Raw genomic sequence first — 20,053 nt, forward strand, 5'->3', positions numbered from 1 at the left:
TCTCGCGTCGGTTGGCGGCCGGCGACATGCCGGCATGCAGACGATCGTAGTCCGGCCGAGGTACCATGAGAAGTGCCAGAGATCGGCAAATTTATGGTGCCACGAGCGGCATGCGACGTACCCGGCACCCTGACATCCCGACGCTTCGATGACGACTCCCGTTCCTTCCGGCGATGCGCGGCCGCTGCCGCTCGATGCGCCGCTCACGCGCGCCCCGGGCGCGCCTTCGCTGCAGCGGCAGCTGCTGCGCCGCGTGCGCGACGCGATCCTCGGCGGCGCGATGCCGGCCGGCACGCGGCTGCCGGGCACGCGCGCGCTGGCCGAGACGCTCGGCGTGTCGCGCAATACGACCGCCGCCGTCTACGAGCAGCTGGTCGCCGAAGGCTTCCTGCAGTCCGATCGCACCGGCACGCGCGTCGTCGGGCTGTCGCGGCCGGCGCCGCCGCGTCGGCGTGCCGCGCCGCCGGCCGTTGCGCAGCGGCTCGAGCGGATCCGTCCGAGCCTCGTCGGGACCGGCGAATCGGAAGGGTTTCGGCCGGGCGTGCCGGCGCTGTCGCATTTTCCGGTGGACGCGTGGCGGCATGCGATCGACCGTGCGCTGCGCCGCGCGGGCCACGACCTGCTCGCGTATGGCGATCCGCTCGGCGAGCGCGCACTGCGCGAATCGCTCGCGCGGCATCTGGCCGTGACGCGCGGCGTGCGCTGCGATCCCGAGCAGATCGTGATCACGGAAGGCGCGCAGGGCGCGATCGCGTTGTGCGCGCAACTGCTGACGAACCCCGGCGATACGGTGTGGGTCGAGGAGCCCGGCTATCGCGGCGCGCGCACCGCGATGCAGGCGGCCGATCTCGACGTCGTGCCGATGCCGGTCGACGCGGAGGGGTTGCGCGCCGACGCGGACGACTGGCACACGCGCACGCCGCGCCTCGTCTACACGACGCCGTCGAACCAGTTCCCGACCGGCGCGGTGCTGTCGATCTCGCGGCGGCTGGCGCTGATCGACGCCGCGCGCCGGCATCGCGCCTGGATCATCGAGGACGACTACGACAGCGAGTTCCGTCATACCGGCGAGCCGATCGGTGCGCTGCACGGGCTGGCGCCCGATTCGCCGGTCGTCTATCTCGGTTCGTTCAGCAAGACGATGTTTCCGGCGCTGCGCATCGGGTTTCTGGTGCTGCCCGACGCATTGCTGGCCGCCGTACGTCCGGCGCTGCCGGAGATGCTGCGCGGCGGCACGCGCCATGTGCAGCTCGCGCTTGCCGATTTCATCGAGACCGGCGAGTACGGCCGGCATCTCGGGCGGATGCGCCGGCTCTATCGCGACCGGCGGCGTTTGCTGCTGGCCGCGCTCGACGGCAGCCTGAGCGTGCCGCACCAGGTCGAGGGCGGGCCGTGCGGGCTGCATCTGACGTTGCGGATGCCCGCGCGCTACCGCGATCGCGCGATCGTCGAGGCGGCGCGTGCGCATGGCATCGGGCCGTTTCCGCTGTCGGGATTTTCGATGGATGCGAAGGCGGCCGGCAACGGGCTCGTGCTTGGCTTCGGCAATACGTCGGCCGATGCGTTCGAGCCGATGTTGCGGACAGTGTCGGCGATTGCGGAGCGGGTGGGGCGGGTTGAATGAAGGACGGAAGTGGTGCGCGCGACGGTGAAAGCGCGATACGGCGCGAGGGTTCGGTGTGACTGTGAAGTAAACTCCGCTTCATTAGACGAAGCGACTCCGGCTGAATGCGATACTGCCGGTCGAGATCAGAATCCCATTCTTGGGTCATAGCGCATGGAAGACCTGCTGCCTTTCTACGAAAGAGAGCTCGCACTGCTGCGTCAGAGCGCCCGTAAGTTTGCCGCGGATTATCCGAAGGTGGCGAGCCGACTGTTGCTGGCCGGAAATTCGGACAAAGAGAGCGGTGACCGTTCCGTCGAGCGCATGTTCGAGGCATTCGCTTTCATCGCGGCGCGTGCCGCTCGGCGCGTTGAGGACGACTACCCCGAATTCGCCGAGGGGCTGATCGAGACGATGTATCCGCACTACCTGCGTCCGTTTCCGTCATGCTCCATTGCCTGCTTCGACGTCGATGCCGGTCGCGCATCGCGGATGTCGTCCGCTGTCGTCATTCCGCGAGGGACTCAGTTGTACAGCCGGCCGGTGAATGGCACCAAGGTCATGTTTCGGACCGCGTATGATGTTGTGCTGTCGCCGTTGCAACTGACCGACGTGCGTTTCGAAGCTGTCGCGCAAATTCCCAGGACGCTCCGTTTGCCGCCGCAGACGACGGCACAGATCTCGCTGTCATTCTCCATGCAGTCGGCACATGTTTCGCTTGAAACGTTGAATCTCGATTCGATTCGCCTGTACACGCAAGGTGATCCCTTGCTTACCGCATCATTGCGTGATGCATTGTCTATGCGCGCGTTGCGGGCGTACGTAGAGCCCGATTACAGTGGCAAATGGCTAGCGCTCGAACAGATACCGCTGGCGCTCGCGGGACTGCGGCGTCAGGAAAGTTTGATTCCGTTTCCAGAGAGATCGAATCCGACGTATCTGTTTCTCACCGAATATTTTGCCTATCCGGAAAAGTTCGGCTTCTTCGACTGCGATTTACGGCAAATCAGGCGTGCCGGTAGCCGGCACTTTACGCTGCATATCCTGCTCAAGGACCTGAAGGCAGATTCGCCCACCGCTCGGGTCCTCACGCAACTCGGTGTGGAAAACATCCTGCTTGGATGCACGCCGGTCGTCAACCTGTTCAACACGACGGGCAAGCTATCCGCTTCATTCGATTCCGTATCTAGCAGGGATGCTTATCCCCTTGTGGTGGATGAGCAGAACATTCTCGGCTACCAAGTGTATTCGGTTGACGCTGTCGAGCAGACGCAAGAAACATCCCAGGGGACGACGGTTGCGCAATTCGAGTCGCTTTACGCGTTGAGCCACAGGGCTAGACCGGAGACGCAGCATGCAGCGTACTGGTGTGCGAGTCGCGATACTCTGGCGGAGAATAGCCGCCCTGGTCTGGAGTTTGTGCTGGGCTTTGTGAATGGTGCGCTGGAGCCCATGCGACCTCCACCCGGGCTTGATTTCAAACTGACATGCAGTAATCGTAACCTGGCGGAACATCTCGAGCACGGCACGGCGACGGGCGACCTGATGATGGAGGGGGGAACGCTCGCCCGACGCATCATGCTGTTGCACTCGCCAACGAAACCTCAAAACTTCAGCCGAGATCGCGGCGCATGGTGGCGCCTCATTTCTCAACTGGCGCACAGTCCCATTGCGTTGACCGGGATCGAGCCTGTGCGCGACCTGCTGTCGCTCCACAGTCCGACGAAGGTCGGCCCTGCGATTCACCAGATCGACGGCTTGGTCGACTTGCAATGGAAGATGGCGACGGCATGGCTGTCTACTGCATCATTTGCCGGGGTCGCTCGAGGCATCGAATTGCACCTGACGATCGACGAAACGCATTTTGCCAGTACGGGCATCTATGCATTTGCGCGGATGCTCGACGATCTCCTGAGCCTGTATTTCAGCACGAGCGGCTTTACGCAACTCGTGCTGTTGTCGAACGAAGACGGGCACGAACTTCTCAGATTCCCGCGGCGCCGAGGCGCCGATTTCCTGCTCTGACCACGAGTGTCGCTGCAGACGCGGACAGCGTGTCAGGTGCCGGCGATGTGGTTCCGATCTTCATCTGTCGGAGCTGATCCGACGAGAAGGGCGCCGCGGGCAATCGAATCGCTATTGGAAATGACGAGCACCGGCTGATGTTCGCGGAGATGGCGCGCGCCGGCGACGGCGATCGCGCCGAGCGCCAACGCCGCGCCGCTTTCCCCGTTGGCGAGCCCCAGCATGGGCGGTGCCGCATCCGGCGCTACGGCTGGCGTAGCTGCGCGCCACGTTTCAAGTGCGCCGATGAGTTCCGTGCGCCAACTGCTGCGCTGGTCGGTGTCGCAGACGATTCCGCTGACCTTCGTTTCCCTGTCTGAGGCGAGGGACTGGCCGACGGTTTGTTCGATCAACCGATGAAGCACGTCGTCCTGCTGCGCATCGAATCGATCGACGGGCGCGTCGCGGTTCGCCACCGAGACGCGAAACAGATGAGGCACAGGCTGCGCATACGCTTCCGTCGGGTGAGCGAGCAGCAACGCGCACGCGCCTTCACCGGGTATGCAGCCATCGAGATGATTTCGTCCGTAGAGCCTGTCGGTGCCGTCGAGGGTGCGGACCGTGCCTTGATCCAGAAGCGATTCGCACGCAAGGACAATATGCCGCAGGGCGGAAGGGTGCCGGTTGATGTCCAGATTCAGCGCATCGACGAGCGAGAGCGCTTGAACCGCGTTCGCTACGGGGACAACGCGGGCTGCTTCGACGCCGGGGCGCCACCGGTTGCGGGCGACATGGGCATCGAGCCACGCGCCGAGTTGCTGTGCGATCGCCTGCCATCGAGCAGGAACCAGCAAATGTAGCCTGAAGGCGGGTACTCCGCATTCACGGGTATCGTTCGATAACGCGGCGGCTGCATGTCTCTGCAATAGGTCGTCCATCGCCTCCGCGGCGAGTAGCAGTGCGCGGCGTTGTTCATTGCTCCAGTCCGCCGTGACCCCTGGAGGCAGCAGACTGTCGTCGAAGCTTGGCACCGAGATCGAAGTAACAGCGGCTGCAAATACCCCGGAGCCGTCGGCGCGCTTCAGGTCGGTATGCAGCCCGGCTGTCGTTCCGTCAAGGGCGGTGTCGAGCACCATATCCGCATTATCGCCCGCGGGCAACCGGACGCTGCTGTCCAGCAATGCGATCGAGGAATCAGGGTGCACGTCCCGGTTCGGCAGTTCTGGGAGCGCAGTGGAAGCGGCGGCTGCGGAATCCCGCCGGTGCGGTGCGCGTATCCTGTCGCGAAGCCAGGCAGTCACCGCGATAAGAGCGACGGGCAGCACTATCCCATACACGGCAAGATCGGTTCCCGTCGGGACGTGGAAGGTTGCTCTCCAGTATGCGGCGACAACCAGCCACACCAGGCCGAATGTTGAAACGACTCCGACGGCAATGCGCACGATCGGCAATGCTTTCCGCTGTTTGCCCAGCATGTTTATTCGCCGCCCGTGGTCGATTGGCCGGCAATCAACGTGGCGCCGCATGCGGTTTTATATCCGTCGCGCGCGGCACCGCTTCCGTCGATGATGGCGGTGTCATCTCCTTCCGCGATGTAGTTTGGGCCGTGGACCGGGCAGGTGACCTTGTCGTTTCTCCGCGCAATCCCCTTGCCTCCGATATCGGCAAGTGTGGAGGCACTGGTTACGGTGCCGCCATGACTGTGTTTGTCGCCGAGAACGATGAACGGACGTGTCATGGATCTCTCCTTACCTTGTATGGGCAAGCGTTAAATTGGGAAATTATTACCTGATATTGCGTCCGGGGAAGCTGAATATCGTATCAGATTTACCGCATGGAACCGGTTCGTTTAACTCGGCGCAAACCGACGGATCACTCGACCGGCTTAATTTGCATATGGAAACTGACAAGGACACTTGGCATGCACTTGGCTCATGGTAAGCTACGCGATAATATTCAGTAAATAGGGCCGCATCATTGGGGCGTTGCGACAATGATTATCAGATTCCAATGCTGAATATCCAGGGGTCGCTGACCCGAAGCTACGGGGCGCGGCTTTCGCCTCCTCGATTATCACAATCCGAAAATAGATACGGCTTGGCGCCCGAGAGAGCGGGGATTGCATGGACGTCTCTTCACAATCGTCTTCGTTGGCGGACTTATTTAGTGCCGCCGATCGCCTTTATTCCCTCGAAGGCCAAGGGTCGCTAGCTGGACTGCAAGTCGAGTCCTGGTCCGGGAAGGAGCATCTCTCGGAAAACTATCGATGGGACATCTACGGGTTGTCCCGTGATCCCGCTTTGGACCTCGAAGGCATGCTAGGTCAGCGCGTTACGCTCCGCTGCGCGCTGACGAATGGATCTTTCGCCGTGCGCAGCGGACTGGTTGTCGAGGCCCGCTGTCTCGGCTTCGACGGTATGGTGGCGCGTTACTCGCTGCAACTCGCGCCCTGGCTTGCGGTGCTGGATCACGGGCGGACCCAGCGCACATTCGTGAAGCAGAGTCTCGCCGATATTATCGGAACGATATTCGGTGAATACGAGCGAATTGCGCGTTGGCGCTTCACGGGCGACGCAGATAAGCGTATCGAGGCGCTCGGGTTGCTCGACTACAAGATCCAGTACCGAACGCAGACGCACTTCGGCTTCGTTCGGCAACTGCTTGCGGACGCTGGATTGGGATTTTGCTTTGTCGAGGACGACGACGCGCCGGCAGGTCACACGCTCGTGATTTTCGACGACAGCGCGCAACTTCCCGACGACGAAACGTCCGCCCGTCTCGGCGGAATTCCGCAGCGTTTGAGCGACGGCGACACGGTAGCGGCTGACCAGATTCTCGGTATCGGCCAGTCCTTGTCGCTGACGGCCGATCGGCTTACGTTGATCAGTAGCGACTACCGCAGCAACCAGGCGATTACCGCATCTGCGAGCCTCGGTAATCCGAGCGGTGCGAGAGAACTCTACGACGACGTCGGACCCGAGGCATTCGAAAGCGTGCAACACGCTGAAGATACGGCGCGTCGGCAGGCCGACGCAATCGTGTCCCGGGCTCGCTTCTGGATGGGCTGCAGCACGCTGCGATCAGCGCGCTCCGGCAACGCGTTCCGAATCGCGAACCCCGCCTGGCAGTTGGCGCGAGACAATGCATCGGTACCCGACGAGTTTCTGCTGGTGAGAATCGAACATGCCGGTGTGAACAATCTGCCGAAAAACGTGATCGCGCTCGTCGAGCGCGGCCTTGGCATGCCACCGCCTCCGAGTTCCGATTCCCGGATTTCGGCGCACGCCGTCGCCAGCGGTTATGCGAATCGTTTTGAAGCCGTGCCGCGTCGACAGGCATGGCGACCAACACTCGAGGACGGTAGCGGACAGCGACTCAACCCGGTGCCGACTGCTTTGGGAGCCCAGACTGCCCGGGTGGCTGGCCCGCAAGGCGAGCTTGAGCCGGCGGCTTCTGGTCCGGTACATACCGACGCACAGGGGCGGGTTCGGATCCGCTTCCACTGGCAACTCGATAGCGACCACGGTACCTACCCGACCCGTGGCATGCAGCGGCTCGCGAGCGACGGGCATGGGCTGCAGCAGACACCGCGAATCGGTCAGGAAGTCCTCGTACAGTTTCAGCATGGACTCGTGCACCGGCCGATCGTGCTGGGTGGCCTGTTCAACGGCCGTGGCGAAGGCGGTGAGGCGCCCACTCCAGGCGGCGAGCCGGCACAGCCGTCCGATCCTGCCATCTATCGGCAAGCGTCGGATCATGCCCCGAGCGCGCAAGGCAATCTTGCCGGCGGCTATAGCCCGAGTTGGCACGGGGCCGGTGGCGGACCCGATGGTCACAATCATGTCGGTGTGCTGTCTGGTTTCAAGTCGCAGGGATTTGATGGCCAAGGCTACAACCAGCTCGTCGCGGACGATAGCGATGCGATGGGGCGCTTGCAGATGGCTACGACGCATGCAGCGACCGAATTGAACCTTGGTCATCTCCGTCATCAGGCCGACAACTATCTCGGCAGTTTTCGCGGACAAGGTGTCGAGTTGCGGACGGACGCATATGGCGCGGTGCGCGGTGCACGCGGTGTGCTCGTATCGAGTTACGCGACGATGCCCGATCAGCCGGCGGGCGACGTGTCTGCGTTGCAATCGCTACTGGCGCAGCAAGCGACGCTTGCGCGCCTTTTCGATCAAGCGGCGGAAACGCATCGTACGGTGCCGCTTGCCGTTCAGCGGGGCGTGCAACGGACCGGGCAGTCGATGCTCGACAATCACTCAGGTCCCATCGACGCCCTCACCAAAACATTTTCCACGACCGTCAGCGCTGCAAGCTTCGACCAGGCGGCGAGCGACGCTCGACAACGCAATTCAGGCCAATCCTTGCCTCACACGGGCGATGCCGTACTCGGGCTGGAGGCACAGGGTGGTCAAGGGATCCTTGCCGGTCAGGCGCTGCACTGGGCCGCTGGCGAGACGTTGACCGTCGGCAGCGGAGAGGACATCAACATGGCCGTGAACCAGGTCGTGCGAATGCACAGCGGCCAGGGGATCGGCTGGCTCGCGGCGGCGCGCGAAGCGTCGGGCGCGGGGCTGAGCGTGATTTCCGGTGCGGCGGGCTTCGATCTTCAGGCGCAGCACGATCGGATGACGCTACATGCGCAGAAGGAATTGAAGATGGTATCAGTCAACGCGAACGTCGAACTGGCCGCCAGGAAGACTTTACATCTCGCGGTGAGTGGCGGTGCGCATCTGACGATCGAGGATGGCAACGTCGTGTTCGGTTGCCCGGGATCGCTTACGGTGCACGCTGCGAAGCATGGATTCGTTGGTCCCGATCAACTCGATACGCAATTGCCGCAATTTGCCGACAAGGTTTGCGTCGAATGCTTGATGCACGCGATGCAATCGGGTAGTGCACTTGCCGGCAAGTCGGTTTGAGCAAATCGATGGATAACGCGGACTTGATCGATTCGTATCCGCCGGACGCGCTGTCGCAAATGCGACAGGTGCTCGACGCGTCTGCGGCGTCCACGCACTGGTACGTATTGCTCGATATGAGTTTTCTGCCATCGTTGCGCGATCGCTTGTCCCCGCCGTCTTCCGGGCGTTCGGTCATCGCGCTGTACGAAGGCGTTTATGAGGGCGACGGGCTGATGGCGATTTCGCCTTGCCTGATGTCGTTGCCCGAGGAGGCGGAAATGCGGGCGGCCGTGTGTGCCGATCTGCTGCACCATACGGACGGGCGTCCGATGTTGAGCCTCCTGGGCGCGGCGATCGGCGCCGATGCGTTGGCTGCGCATCTGCGGGGACAAATGGAGGCACGTGCCGACGACGGAGAGGCATTCCTTGTGCGCCTCGCCGATACTCGTTGCCTGCCGACTTGGGTGAATGTGCTGACGCCGTCGCAACGCAAACGCTTCTTTGCCGGAATCGATGCATGGTGGGTATTCGATCGTACCGGTTCGTTGCTGGCGCTCGACGTCGAATCCGTCGATACGGGCGGCGGCGGTGCCGCTGATACGAATTCCGCGCCGTACCGGCTTGACCCGGACCAGATCGCTGCGCTCAGGCAGGCGGCCAAGGTCGATACGTTGCTCTTCCATGTCCGGCAACGCCCGGAAACCTTTGGACAGTTGCACGCGAAACCATCCGAGGCATACGCGTGCGTGCGTGATGCGTGGGAGAGGGAAGATGCATCGGCACGAACGCCGCGAGTGGCACTCGATGCACTGAGGGCGGCCGGGTGGCTCGTGACGACGATATCGGTATGAGCGCGATGCGGATCGATTCGGAACGGAGCGCGATGTGATGCAATGCATGGATAAACGGGATCCAGACATGGGAATCGAGTCATGAATTTACGAACTGGATCGGTGATGGCCGTTGTTCGCCTGACTGTTTTTCTGGTCGCCTTCGTCGCAGGAGCAGGTTGCTCTCGTGCGACAGATCACGCGGCTACGCAAACCGGGACGACGGTGGAGGAGATCGCGCGACCTGGTGATGAAGATGCCCGGATCGGGCTGAAGCTGAATGCGCTGAACTACACGGACGTGCCGATCGGCACGTTCTATGTCGACGGGACCTGGGGTGGGAATGTGCCCGCCCGTATCGGTAGCGCGGGCGGCGGTATCACATGCTGCGTGTCGGTTCCTCAAAAATGGCGTCCCGGACTGACGGTCAAGGTCGAATGGCGCAACGACGAGATGTACAAGCGCAATCCGGATGCGGTGGCAAGCCGGGTCGTACCGATCGAGCAGTATGGTTCATTCTCGGATGGCTATCTGTGGATCGTGTTTTTCCCGGGGGACAGGATCAAAGCATATGCGTCTCCCTGGCTACCGGGGGCGCCGGCGTTCCCGGAAGGATTACAGGTACCGAACAAGGCTTGTCCGGGGCACTTTACGGTGCTGAACAGCAGCCGCGACTGCCCGAAGCCGGATAAAAGGATTGTGGAGGCCGCGCCATGAGCGTTCGCTTTGCTTCCGCCGAACGACCGGATGTCAGTGTAGTGACGTCAGAAGAGCAGGATGCGATCCTCCGTCGGCTTCATGAGGACGACGGCATGAGTTGCTGCAAGACGCTACATATCGGTATTTTCTTCGATGGCACACGCAACAATGCCGAGCGGGATCGATCCGGACACAAGCACAGCAATGTCGCGCGGCTCCGGGATACATTTCAGCAGGACGAATATCATAAGGCGATTTATGTCGCGGGCGTCGGTACGCCTTTTACTGAAGAAGTCGGCGACTACGGCGTAGGACTGCAGGCGGCCGCAGGCGCCGCCGCCGGATGGGCGGGGGAAGGGCGCATCAACTGGGCGTTGTTGCAAATCCATAACGTCGTGCACGAATGCGCGTTCAAGATCGGTCTAAGTGCGGCGCTCGGTGTGAAGGACAAGAGCCTCGTGAAATCCATGAGCGTCGACATGAACTTCAAGGGCATTGATTCCGGCGGCGTGATCCCCAAACCGGGAAGTCTCGGCGACATCAAGGCCCGCTCCAGCCCCGGCGCCGGCGCGCTCAAGCTGATGGCCGCTGAGCAGAACGGCATCGAGCTGACGTGGGAGCACGATTCGATCTGGGCGCAGCTCAAGAGCGAAGTTGACTCGTCGAAGTGGGCCGCCGCGATGCAGGCCTGGGACGCGATGCGCCGCAAGGTGTTGAATGAGCGGCTCGCACGCCTCAAGGAGCGCGTCGGCGACAAGCTCGTAAAAGGCAAACCTGCACTGCGGAATATTCGTTTGTATGTATTCGGCTTCTCCCGGGGATCCGCGGAGGCACGTACTTTTTCCAATTGGCTGCCGGATGCACTCGACAATTTCAACCTCTGCGGGGTGCCGGTTTCATACGAATTTCTCGGCATTTTCGATACGGTGGCTTCTGTCGGCATTGCACAGGGCGCCGCGCCCACGCTGTTCGACGGGCACGGGGGCTGGGGGCGCGGCCAGTTGATGGCGGTGCCCGCGTATGTTCGTCGTTGCGTTCACATGGTCGCGGCGCACGAGCCACGCGGCTCGTTTCCTCTGGATCTGATCGATCGTTCTGGTGGCGGTCGCGAAGAAATCGTATATCCCGGCGTGCACTCGGATGTCGGCGGTGGCTACGCGCCTGGCGAGCAGGGGCGCGGTCGCGACGATTCCGACAAGCTGTCCCAGATTCCGTTGCTCGACATGTACCGCGAAGCACGCAAAGCAGGCGTGCCGCTCGACATCAAGGGAGTGGGCGTTTCCGCAGAAGCGGCGAATGCCTTCAAGATATCTCCCGGTCTGAAGCAGGCGTTCGCAGCCTACGTGAATGCGACCGCGGGCTGCTACCACGACCCGTCACATGGCACGCCGGGGTTGATGCGTGCCCACTACGGCTACTACTTGCGATGGCGGAGGATGCGGCTCAAGAACATGCGGGCTCAACCGGGCTTCAAGGCGGCTCAGGCCGGGTATCCGCAGGATGCAACGGATCTCGACAGCGCAAATCAGGAACTGCAGATTGAGTGGGAAGATTTGCTGCAGCATGAGCGGGACGGGGGGCCGAGTCTTGGTTACTACATCGGCAAGTACGGTGAAAACTGGCTCCGTGAAAATCCCAAGGGCGCGGCTGTTGCGTCCGTGGCGCTCCTGCCGTTCATCATGATTCTCGGAAGCGTGCCGATGGCGGTTCCCGCGGCGGCCGGTGTCAGCAAGCGGGCGATGCAGGTCGCGCAGGCGCAATTGCAAGACAAGTGGGAACAGTGGAAGCAGGTGCGTGACGACTGGAATGCAACCCTGCCTCTCGCAGAGCCCATTAGCACGCTATACGACAACTATATGCACGATTCGCGCGCCTGGTTCAAGCCGATGGGCGACGACGATGACGTTTGGAACTATAAGCAGATCCAGGCACTGAAAGCCAAGCAGGCCAGCTACACGCGCGAACACGCCGCATGGAAGACGCAGGTCGATTCTGGCCTGCCGGGCGCGTGGCCACGCCTGCGGACAATGAACCCGAATACGTTGGCGTTGGGGCCGAGCGTCGGCATGCCGCCGGGCCCGGAGCCGCAGTCACCGCTCACTGCGCAGGAGAGCGATGTATTGAAGCGATACGACGCTGCTATGCAAGCGGCGCAGAAGGCGCGGGCGGAGAATAGCTACGCTGCACCTTCAGACAGCGCAGTGCTGACCGACCCGAAGGTGACAAGCGGACTCCAGCAGCAGACCGGTGGTCGCGAGCCCTATTGCATCTGGGGCTACCTGCGCTGGCGGACCGTTTACGTGGACGGCAAGCGCTGGGAACCACCGCACGTCGAAACCCCGCAGGAGCAATGGGAAGGCGAACTGAAGTTGAACGAGTTCCGCGCGGCCAAGTTCACATGGCCCGGTTGATCGCGGGTACGAGGCAACTCGGTAGCAGGATGCCGCTCCCCTGCCATCTACGGAACGAACCGATATTCGGAGCTGTGGCGCGGAGCAAGATACCCATGGGACTTAAGCAGAACTGGATATTGTCATGAATCTAACCGCCGCATTGATGGGATACGATCAGACGACTCGTCACATCCAGATCGATACCGCCATGCCGGGCAAGTTTGCGGTCGAACGCTTCCATGGACGAGAGGGAATCAACGAATCGTTCCGGTTCGAGATCGATCTGCTGTCGACCGAACCGTTTCTGGACCTCGCGCCGCTGATTGGTAGTGCGGCCCGGCTGCGACTGGCGAGCGGGGCCGGCCAGCGGTGCTGGAACGGCTATGTGACACACGCTGCATACGCAGACAGCGACGGTGGAATCACACGCTACCGGCTGACGCTGGAGTCATGGCTTGCCTTCCTGCATTTGCGCCGAAACTGTCTGTACTTCGTGGATCTCGACACGGAAGGCATTTGTGAACGTGTATTCGGCGACTATCCCGAAGCGCGTCGTCGCTATGACCTCACAGACGCGCTGCGAACGTTCAAGCTGCGCGGACAATATCGGGAGACGGATCACGAATTCACGCTGCGGTTATTGTCGGAAGCCGGTCTGTCGTTCCGTTTCGAGCACGCGCAGGATGCGGAGAAAGCGCCCAGTGGTGATCACACGCTCATCGTGTTCGATTCGCACGCCACGCTGCCCGCGGGCGGGACCGTTCAGTACAATCTGCAGGATGTTGGCGATCCGGACGGCGTGATGACTTATTTCACCGAGCGTCATCAGATGGTTCCGGATCGTGTCGTGGTATCGAGCTGGAAAGCGGATCAACTCGTGGCCGTTTCCGGTCGTGCGCACAGTCAGGCCGACCCGGACACTCCCATGCTCCCCGCCCGCGAGATATACGACGGGCTGTGCGCTGGCCGGTTCAACAGTTCGGATCAGGCGGATCAATATGCGGGGCAGCGTCTCGACGCCCTTCGGCTACCCAGGCGGCTTCATCGTGGCGCTGGCTCGATTCGAACGCTCGAAACCGGTAGCGTATACACCTTGGACGGTTACCTGGACGAAGCGATCCGGTTCGTTCCACTCTCCATCGACCATGAGGCCGTCAACAATCTCGGTGCAGAGATCGCGCAGTTGCTCGGCCAAGGGCAGCTGGACAACGGTCTGTATCGCAACAGCTTCATCGGCATTCCTCCCGATACAGCGATCGTGCCCGATACTCGGGCTCGACCGATCGTGCCTGGCGTGCAAACGGCGATCGTGGTCGGAGAGCCAGGCAGTTCGGTGAGCAGCACGCGCGATCACCAGGTTCGCGTGCAGTTTCCTTGGATGAGAGGGGAGTCGCCGCTTCCCGGCGGACTCACGGATACGGCGAGCCGTTCGAATCCTGCCGGACATGCACCGGGCGATCATCGGTCCGGTGTGCTGGCGCGCGTCGCCGAGCAGACGGCAGGGCCGAATTTCGGGCACAGCTTCACGCCGCGCGTGGGAGCCGAAGTCGTGATCGGTTTTGATTCGGGAAATATCGACATGCCGGTCGTCCTGGGTCAAGTCTATGGAGGACGTGTGCAGCCGCCGTTCGCGGCCGGCGAGGGCAGCAATGCGAATCACGCCGGCGCGCTGTCCGGTGTGCAGACCCGCACGCTGGACGGCCAGCCTGGCACGCGGTGGGTGATGGACGATGCGGCGGGACAATTGCGCCACGAAGTCGGCAACGCCGTTGCGAATAGTGTGTTGGCGCAGGGGTACCTGATTGCGCAGAACGGAGCGTCGCGCGGTATGTACCGCGGTGAAGGGTTCGAACTTGCCACTGACGGCTGGAATGTCGTGCGAGCAGGCAAAGGTGTTCTCCTGTCGAGCACGGCTCGCCCCGAAGCGACCTCGACGCAAATGGACGTGGCCGAGAGTGTTGGGCAACTGAAACAGGCAGTCCTGACTGCGCGGCAGCTCGATGGAACTGCCGTTGACGCTAAGGCCGAAGGCCTCGGCGCGAACGGTGCGCAGACGGATTTTCTCAAGGCGATCGACCCGCAGCAGGACGGAAAGTATACCGGCCCGGTCAACGGGCAAGCATCGACCAAGGCGAGCGGAACGGAGCGCAATGGCAGCGACCCTGTCGAGCGCTTCGCGGTTCCCGCAATCGTTATGGAATCTCCGGAAAACGTAGCGTTGGTGACGCCAAAGACAGCCGTCTCGTATGCTGCCGAGCATGTGCATCTGACGGCGCAGGGTGACGCGCATTACTCGGCAGGCGCGACGATCGCCGGCGTATCGGGCGAGTCGCTGAGCCTGTATGGCTCGCAGGGAGGCGTGAAGATAATCGCGAATCACGGGCCGGTTAGTGTCGAGGCGCATACCGGCGCAATGGAGGTCCTGGCGGACCAGTCAGTGCAAGTCACATCGACGGAAGGCCGCGTCGATGTATTGGCGAAAGACGCGATCGTGATCCAGCAAGGGCCGAGCCGTATTACGCTGAAGGGCGGCGATATCACGATCGAGACGCCGGGACAGTTTACCGTCAAGGCCGGATCGCATCCGTTTCCGGGGCCGCTGGCCGCAGCGCCTTCGCTGCCCGGGCTGCCGGATTCCCGCGCGCCGATGTTCGACGAGGCGTTCGTGCTCAAGGACGACCAGACCGGTGAGCCGATCGCCGGGCGCGCATACCGCATCATCCGCGCAAACGGGGCGGTTGAACATGGTGTAACCGACTCAACCGGACACACCCACCTGGTGACCTCGGCTGACGCCGAGCCGCTGTCCATCGAGATCGATCGCTGAGAGAACGCATGTCGGATATTCCCGTTAAATCGTCGTCCACAACGAGTCCGATCTCGCGCACGAAGCGCAAGACGGTATTGATTCCTGGGCGCGTGATAGAGGCACAGTTGCTGGAGATCAGTTGGCGAGGCGGAGTGACCGTTACGCGCAAGCAATCCGCAGTCGCCTCGCCTCACTGGAAGAACGATGCAAATCTCGTCGAGATCGAGCAGCCGGATGAGTTTTGCTATGCAGCGGGCTCGCAGCGTCCTGCCGCGTATCTCGTCAAGTCCAAGGCTGGGGCGAACAACAAGGTCGACATCAAATTGCGCGTCACGAAGACAAAGCCGGAGGCGCCCTCCACGATGAAACTGAAGGGGACATTGGGCGGACTGACGATCGAGGGCGATTGTCCCACTGCAGTTGGCGAGCATCAGATCACGGCGACAGTCGTGAATTTGCCGGACACGCTTGCCTGCTATAGCGGCGATGCATCGTGGAAACTGAATGATGCCGCGACGGGTATCAGTGCCGCCGTGACGCCCGCGACGCGGCTCGAAGTGTACGTGTTACTCGATCGGCCGGGTACGCCATTCGGTTCCGGTGTGTGGGCGGAAGTGCTGCGCTTTCTCTTCAAGCGAGCGTCGGTTGCAGGCGTGTCGACAAGCAAGGCTGCCATCGCGAAAGTCACAGACTACTGTCACCACGGCCACGGGTTGCATTACGACACGATTTCCGGCGCGCCCCATTTCGGCGGGGCCGTAGCGATGTCTGGCGGCCTGTTCGAGTTGACGAAATACATGCAGAAGCGTGCGGTCAAGCCGGCCGGCGCTGCCGCGTCGGGCGGCGCCGCTGACGATGGACGAACCGTGAACTGCTACGATCAGGCGTCGGCCGTGTTCTGTCTCGCGGCAGCGCTGGGCGTGAAGCCGGGAATCTATTTTCAAAACCCGTTTGGATATATCAACTCGACCGATCTCGTCGGAATCGGCTCCTGCAACAACCCGTTTTTTTCGTCGAACGGGTCGACGCCGGTCATCGCCGGCGATTCTCCGTCGCGGACCAGCTTCGGCAATCACGCTTTTGCGCATCTGGCGCACAAGGTCGAAGACGCATGTGCCGGGCCCCATCACGACGAAGCGTTGCGCGCGTACCTTACCGCCTCGATCGATACGGTTCAATCGAGTCGCGAAATCAGCCGGGCATACAAAATCCAGCCGCCCCTGGCGCCTGATGAATACATCGGGCAACTCCTGATGACGACAAAAGAATTTCCCGGTGTAGGAGCGGTGAAGTGAAAGAGTGTGTCATCGGGCTGTTGTTATGTTCCATTTTTGCCGTCGCGTGCAATGCGCAGGCGCCGGTATCGAGAAACGCCATGAATCCGGATGAAAGAGCCGCAGCCATTCAGAGAGCCTTCAACCCGACCGCTCGTGTCGACGAATACAAGTCGCGCATCGATTTTGACCGTAAGTTTGCAACCGACGATGGCCGGAAGGTCGTCGCATTCGACTGGGGCAGACTCGCGACGCAGCACATTGCCGGTTTCACCTCGCTGAAAATCGAGAGCCACGAGCAGCACCTCAACGAAACCGGACCGCTCAAGGATATCCGCGAGTACGTTTTTAACGGTCACTACAACGGAGCGCGCGTGTCGATCACGGTTGCACAGGCCACGGATCGCTTCAGGGCGGCGGACTATTTTTTCAACGAGACGACATCGCCGTCGACCGCGCGCGTGCCGTTCGAGACGAACTCTGATCCTCTCGGAACCGTGTCGGTCCAGAGCACCGTCGCCGGGCCAGGAAGAGGTTTCGTATGGATCTACAAGAACCTGTGCTTCGTCGTCTCGGGCGCACCGGCCGATGCGGTCCGCGACCTGAGTCGACGCCTGCAGGCGCTGGCGGAGACCCATACGGTCAATTCGATGTGATGGTGGGCGATCGCTCGCGATAATGAACGGTAAAACCATGTCTATCGATACAGACGCACTGAATTTGCTGCTTCGGGGCTGGTCGCAGCACAGCCGCTTTCTGTGGATGCATACCACGTTCGGCGCGGATTCCTTGATCGCGGAGAGCCTGCGTGGCTGGGAAGCGGTCGGCAGTGGCGGATTTCGTTTCGAACTGACGGCATTGTCCGAGAATGCCCGCCTTGCAATCGGCAAGCTGATCGGCAGCCCGATTCTGATTGAGTGGCAGGCCGCAGAAGGGAGTGATACGCGGCGTCCGATCCATGGGCACGTCATTGCTGCGGAACTGGTCGGCAGTAACGGCGGCCTTGCTCGTTTTCGTTTCACGATCGAGCCATGGTTTGCGTTGCTTCGTCAGCGAGTCGACAGCTACAACTATCAGCACGCCAGTGTGATCGATATCAGCGAGCAGATCTTCGGCTACTACGCGCGGGGCTCGATTGCACCCTCATGGCGATGGGCGTTGATCGATCAGTCGAAGTATCGAAAACGAAGCCTGACTGCCCAGGCCGGCGAATCGGATTTCGATTTCCTGCAACGCTTGTGGGCGGAAGAAGGCATCTTTTACTGGTTCGAACACGAGGGCGAGGCAAACTCCTCTAGCTTCGGCCAGCATACTCTGGTGTTGGCAGACTCGAATCAGCAATTCAAGCCGGACGACCCTGTCGTAATCGGCTTCCATCAGAAGAGCGACGGGGAGCCGACAGGGAATATCCAGGAGTTCATGGCCGCACGCCGGTGGCGCATCGGGCAGGTGGCGCGCGCGAGCTGGGATTATCGAACCCTGTCCACGAGGCCGTCCGAGGCGACGGTGAAAGGCGCGGTCATGCCAGGCGTCGATCGCGATGTCGCGGGCCCCTATGCATATCAGACTGCTGCAATCGGCGACTATCGGGCCCAGCAGCAACTGGATGCGCAACGCGTGGCCGCGGCGCGCAGCGAAGGGCGCGGTACGCGCCGCGACATGAGGCCGGGCATGCGGTTCGCAATGCGCGACCATCCGGCGGTGAAAGTCTCGCAAGCCTTCGTTTGTCTGGGTGTTGAGCATGAAGTGCGGGCGAACGTGGACGCCGATGTTCACGGCGCAATCGAACGCAGGCTCGGCAAGATTCCGCCGGCGGACGAAGTCGATGCGTTCGCTGTCGTCGAAGGCTTGTCGCAGGACAGCTTGCCCGCTACCGGTGCATATCCCGGCGATGCATTGTTGCGGGATGACGCCGGCCGCGTGTACGGAAATGCGTTTGTGGCGTTGCCGGTCGAACAGTCCTACCGGCCGCAATCGGATGGTCTACACGGTGTGCGTTCGCATCCTGAAGCCGTCGTGCAAGGGGCGCAGACGGCGATTGTCGTCGGCTCCGACGCGCCAATTCATACCGACCGCGACCACCGAGTTCGTATTCAGCATCATGCACAGCGCGGTGGAAATGCAGCCAGTCGCGAAGAACATCCTCGCGAATCCAATGCGCCCGGTGATCATGGTGCGGGTACCTGGACGCGGATGATGACTCCGATCGGCGGCGACAACTGGGGAGGCGTTGCCGTTCCGCGAGTGGGGCAGGAGGTGTGGGTCGACTGGCTGGAGGGCCAACCTGACCGTCCGGTGGCGGTGGCGTCCCTGTATAACGGGATTGGCAATGACAATGCGCAGCACAATGCGCGGGCCGGGGGACCTAGCGGCAGCACCGGCAATGCGGCCGCGTGGTTTGCGGGCAACGGACATGCAGCCACGCTGACCGGATTCAAGACCCAGGACCTGGGGCTGAGCCAGCAGGGAACGGGTGGCTATCGTCACTTCATGATGGACGACACGGCGGGACAGCCTAGCGTTCATCTCTACACGACTGATAGCTGCAGTGGATTGATGCTTGGTCACCTGAAGTCGATGAAGGACAACGTTCGGCAGGCCGACCGCGGTTATGGTGTGGACCTGAATACCGAAGCATCGGGCGCGGTGCGCGGCGGCTCGGGTGTACTGCTCAGCGCAGCGGCCGGTGTAACCCAGATGGACGCATCCGGAGCGGCCCAGGTCCTCGGGGACAGCCATGATCTGCTCGACAGGTTGGCGCAGACGGCGAGTGCGCAAGGTGCAGAGCCTGGCACATCGCAGTCGTCCGCTGTGCAGCCGAATGCCTCGTTGCCGGAACGAGCGGATCCGGGAGCGTCGTCGTCCACGCTGGCGGCCGTTGCCGGGCTGTGTGACTGCAAGCAGGCAATCAGTGCCACAAAAGCCGGATCGACATCCAATCAAGCGACCGGCGGCGGCGGCAGTGCCACCGCGTGGAGCCGCCCGCATCTCGTGGCCTATGGCCAGGATGGTGTGGTCGCTGCATCGGCGAAGAGCCATGTCTGGGTGTCGGGTACCGAGACGGTACTGGCCGCGGGGCAGGATTTGCAATGGACGTCGAAGAACAAAACGAGCATTGTCGCGAGCCAGGGAATCCGGTTGTACACGGACGGCAAGAAAGCCGATTATCGGCCGGTTGCCGTGTCGGGTATCGCGTTGCATGCGGCGTGCGGATCGATCGGGCTGCAAGCCCAACGTGGCGGCAATCTCGAAGCCGTTGCCCAGCAAGGCGTCAGCGTGGCAAGTTCGACGGCCAGTGTGACTGCGCAGGCGTCGGTAAAGGTATTGCTTACGGCAGCCAAAGCCTATCTGAAGATGGAAGGCGGTGGAATCGAGATCGGAGCGCCTGGCACCGTGAAGTTTCATGCGGCGAACCACGTGCTGACCGGTCCACGCAGCGCAGATATGAATCCGCAGGTCTCGCAAAGTCAGGTGAAGGCCTGTCCGACCAAGGACGGCGATGCGGTAGGCCGTGGTGCCGCCACGTTGTGA

11 protein-coding genes and 1 pseudogene are annotated in these 20,053 nt (G+C 62.0%); 10 read left to right on the forward strand and 2 right to left on the reverse strand.

Going from position 1 to position 20,053, the window contains the following annotated elements; all coding sequences use genetic code 11:
• The first annotated feature begins 148 nt into the window (after positions 1-148).
• On the forward strand, positions 149-1,624 hold the full coding sequence (locus WS57_RS05550) for a PLP-dependent aminotransferase family protein (protein ID WP_040131643.1): 1,476 nt from the start codon (positions 149-151) through the stop codon (positions 1,622-1,624).
• A 153-nt stretch (positions 1,625-1,777) separates the two neighbouring features.
• Positions 1,778-3,628: a type VI secretion system baseplate subunit TssF gene (tssF, locus tag WS57_RS05555; RefSeq protein ID WP_059517315.1), complete on the forward strand. Its 1,851-nt coding sequence runs from the start codon at positions 1,778-1,780 to the stop codon at positions 3,626-3,628.
• A 32-nt stretch (positions 3,629-3,660) separates the two neighbouring features.
• Here tssF and WS57_RS05560 read toward each other — a convergent pair whose 3' ends face one another.
• Complete coding sequence (locus tag WS57_RS05560) at positions 3,661-5,082, reverse strand: hypothetical protein (protein ID WP_063888067.1); 1,422 nt, start codon at positions 5,080-5,082, stop codon at positions 3,661-3,663.
• A gap of 2 nt (positions 5,083-5,084) precedes the next feature.
• Positions 5,085-5,345: a PAAR domain-containing protein gene (locus WS57_RS05565; protein WP_009694740.1), complete on the reverse strand. Its 261-nt coding sequence runs from the start codon at positions 5,343-5,345 to the stop codon at positions 5,085-5,087.
• A 385-nt stretch (positions 5,346-5,730) separates the two neighbouring features.
• Here WS57_RS05565 and WS57_RS05570 point away from each other — a divergent pair, with 385 nt between their 5' ends.
• The 8 genes and pseudogenes from WS57_RS05570 to WS57_RS05605 all read left to right on the forward strand — a co-directional run bounded on the left by WS57_RS05570 (position 5,731) and on the right by WS57_RS05605 (position 20,053).
• The gene (locus WS57_RS05570) at positions 5,731-8,535 is read left to right on the forward strand and encodes a type VI secretion system Vgr family protein (RefSeq protein ID WP_069243852.1); all 2,805 of its coding nucleotides are present in this window, start codon (positions 5,731-5,733) and stop codon (positions 8,533-8,535) included.
• Positions 8,536-8,543: 8 nt separating this feature from the next.
• Positions 8,544-9,368 (forward strand): DUF4123 domain-containing protein, encoded by an 825-nt coding sequence (locus WS57_RS05575; protein ID WP_009694742.1) that lies wholly within the window; start codon positions 8,544-8,546, stop codon positions 9,366-9,368.
• 81 nt (positions 9,369-9,449) lie between these two features.
• Positions 9,450-10,064: a DUF3304 domain-containing protein gene (locus WS57_RS05580; RefSeq protein ID WP_059517305.1), complete on the forward strand. Its 615-nt coding sequence runs from the start codon at positions 9,450-9,452 to the stop codon at positions 10,062-10,064.
• Positions 10,061-12,457 (forward strand): T6SS phospholipase effector Tle1-like catalytic domain-containing protein, encoded by a 2,397-nt coding sequence (locus tag WS57_RS05585; protein WP_009694744.1) that lies wholly within the window; start codon positions 10,061-10,063, stop codon positions 12,455-12,457. The genes WS57_RS05580 and WS57_RS05585 overlap by 4 nt, the downstream gene beginning before the upstream one ends.
• Positions 12,458-12,581: 124 nt before the next feature.
• Positions 12,582-15,254: pseudogene (locus tag WS57_RS05590) on the forward strand (type VI secretion system Vgr family protein); the annotation flags it as partial.
• 20 nt (positions 15,255-15,274) lie between these two features.
• Positions 15,275-16,543 (forward strand): hypothetical protein, encoded by a 1,269-nt coding sequence (locus WS57_RS05595; protein WP_059601635.1) that lies wholly within the window; start codon positions 15,275-15,277, stop codon positions 16,541-16,543.
• Positions 16,540-17,178, forward strand: a complete 639-nt coding sequence (locus WS57_RS05600; RefSeq protein WP_144397926.1) for a hypothetical protein — start codon at positions 16,540-16,542, stop codon at positions 17,176-17,178. The genes WS57_RS05595 and WS57_RS05600 overlap by 4 nt, the downstream gene beginning before the upstream one ends.
• A 37-nt stretch (positions 17,179-17,215) precedes the next feature.
• Positions 17,216-20,053: a type VI secretion system Vgr family protein gene (locus tag WS57_RS05605; RefSeq protein ID WP_069244340.1), complete on the forward strand. Its 2,838-nt coding sequence runs from the start codon at positions 17,216-17,218 to the stop codon at positions 20,051-20,053.

The organism is Burkholderia pseudomultivorans (assembly GCF_001718415.1).
Lineage (GTDB): Bacteria > Pseudomonadota > Gammaproteobacteria > Burkholderiales > Burkholderiaceae > Burkholderia > Burkholderia pseudomultivorans_A.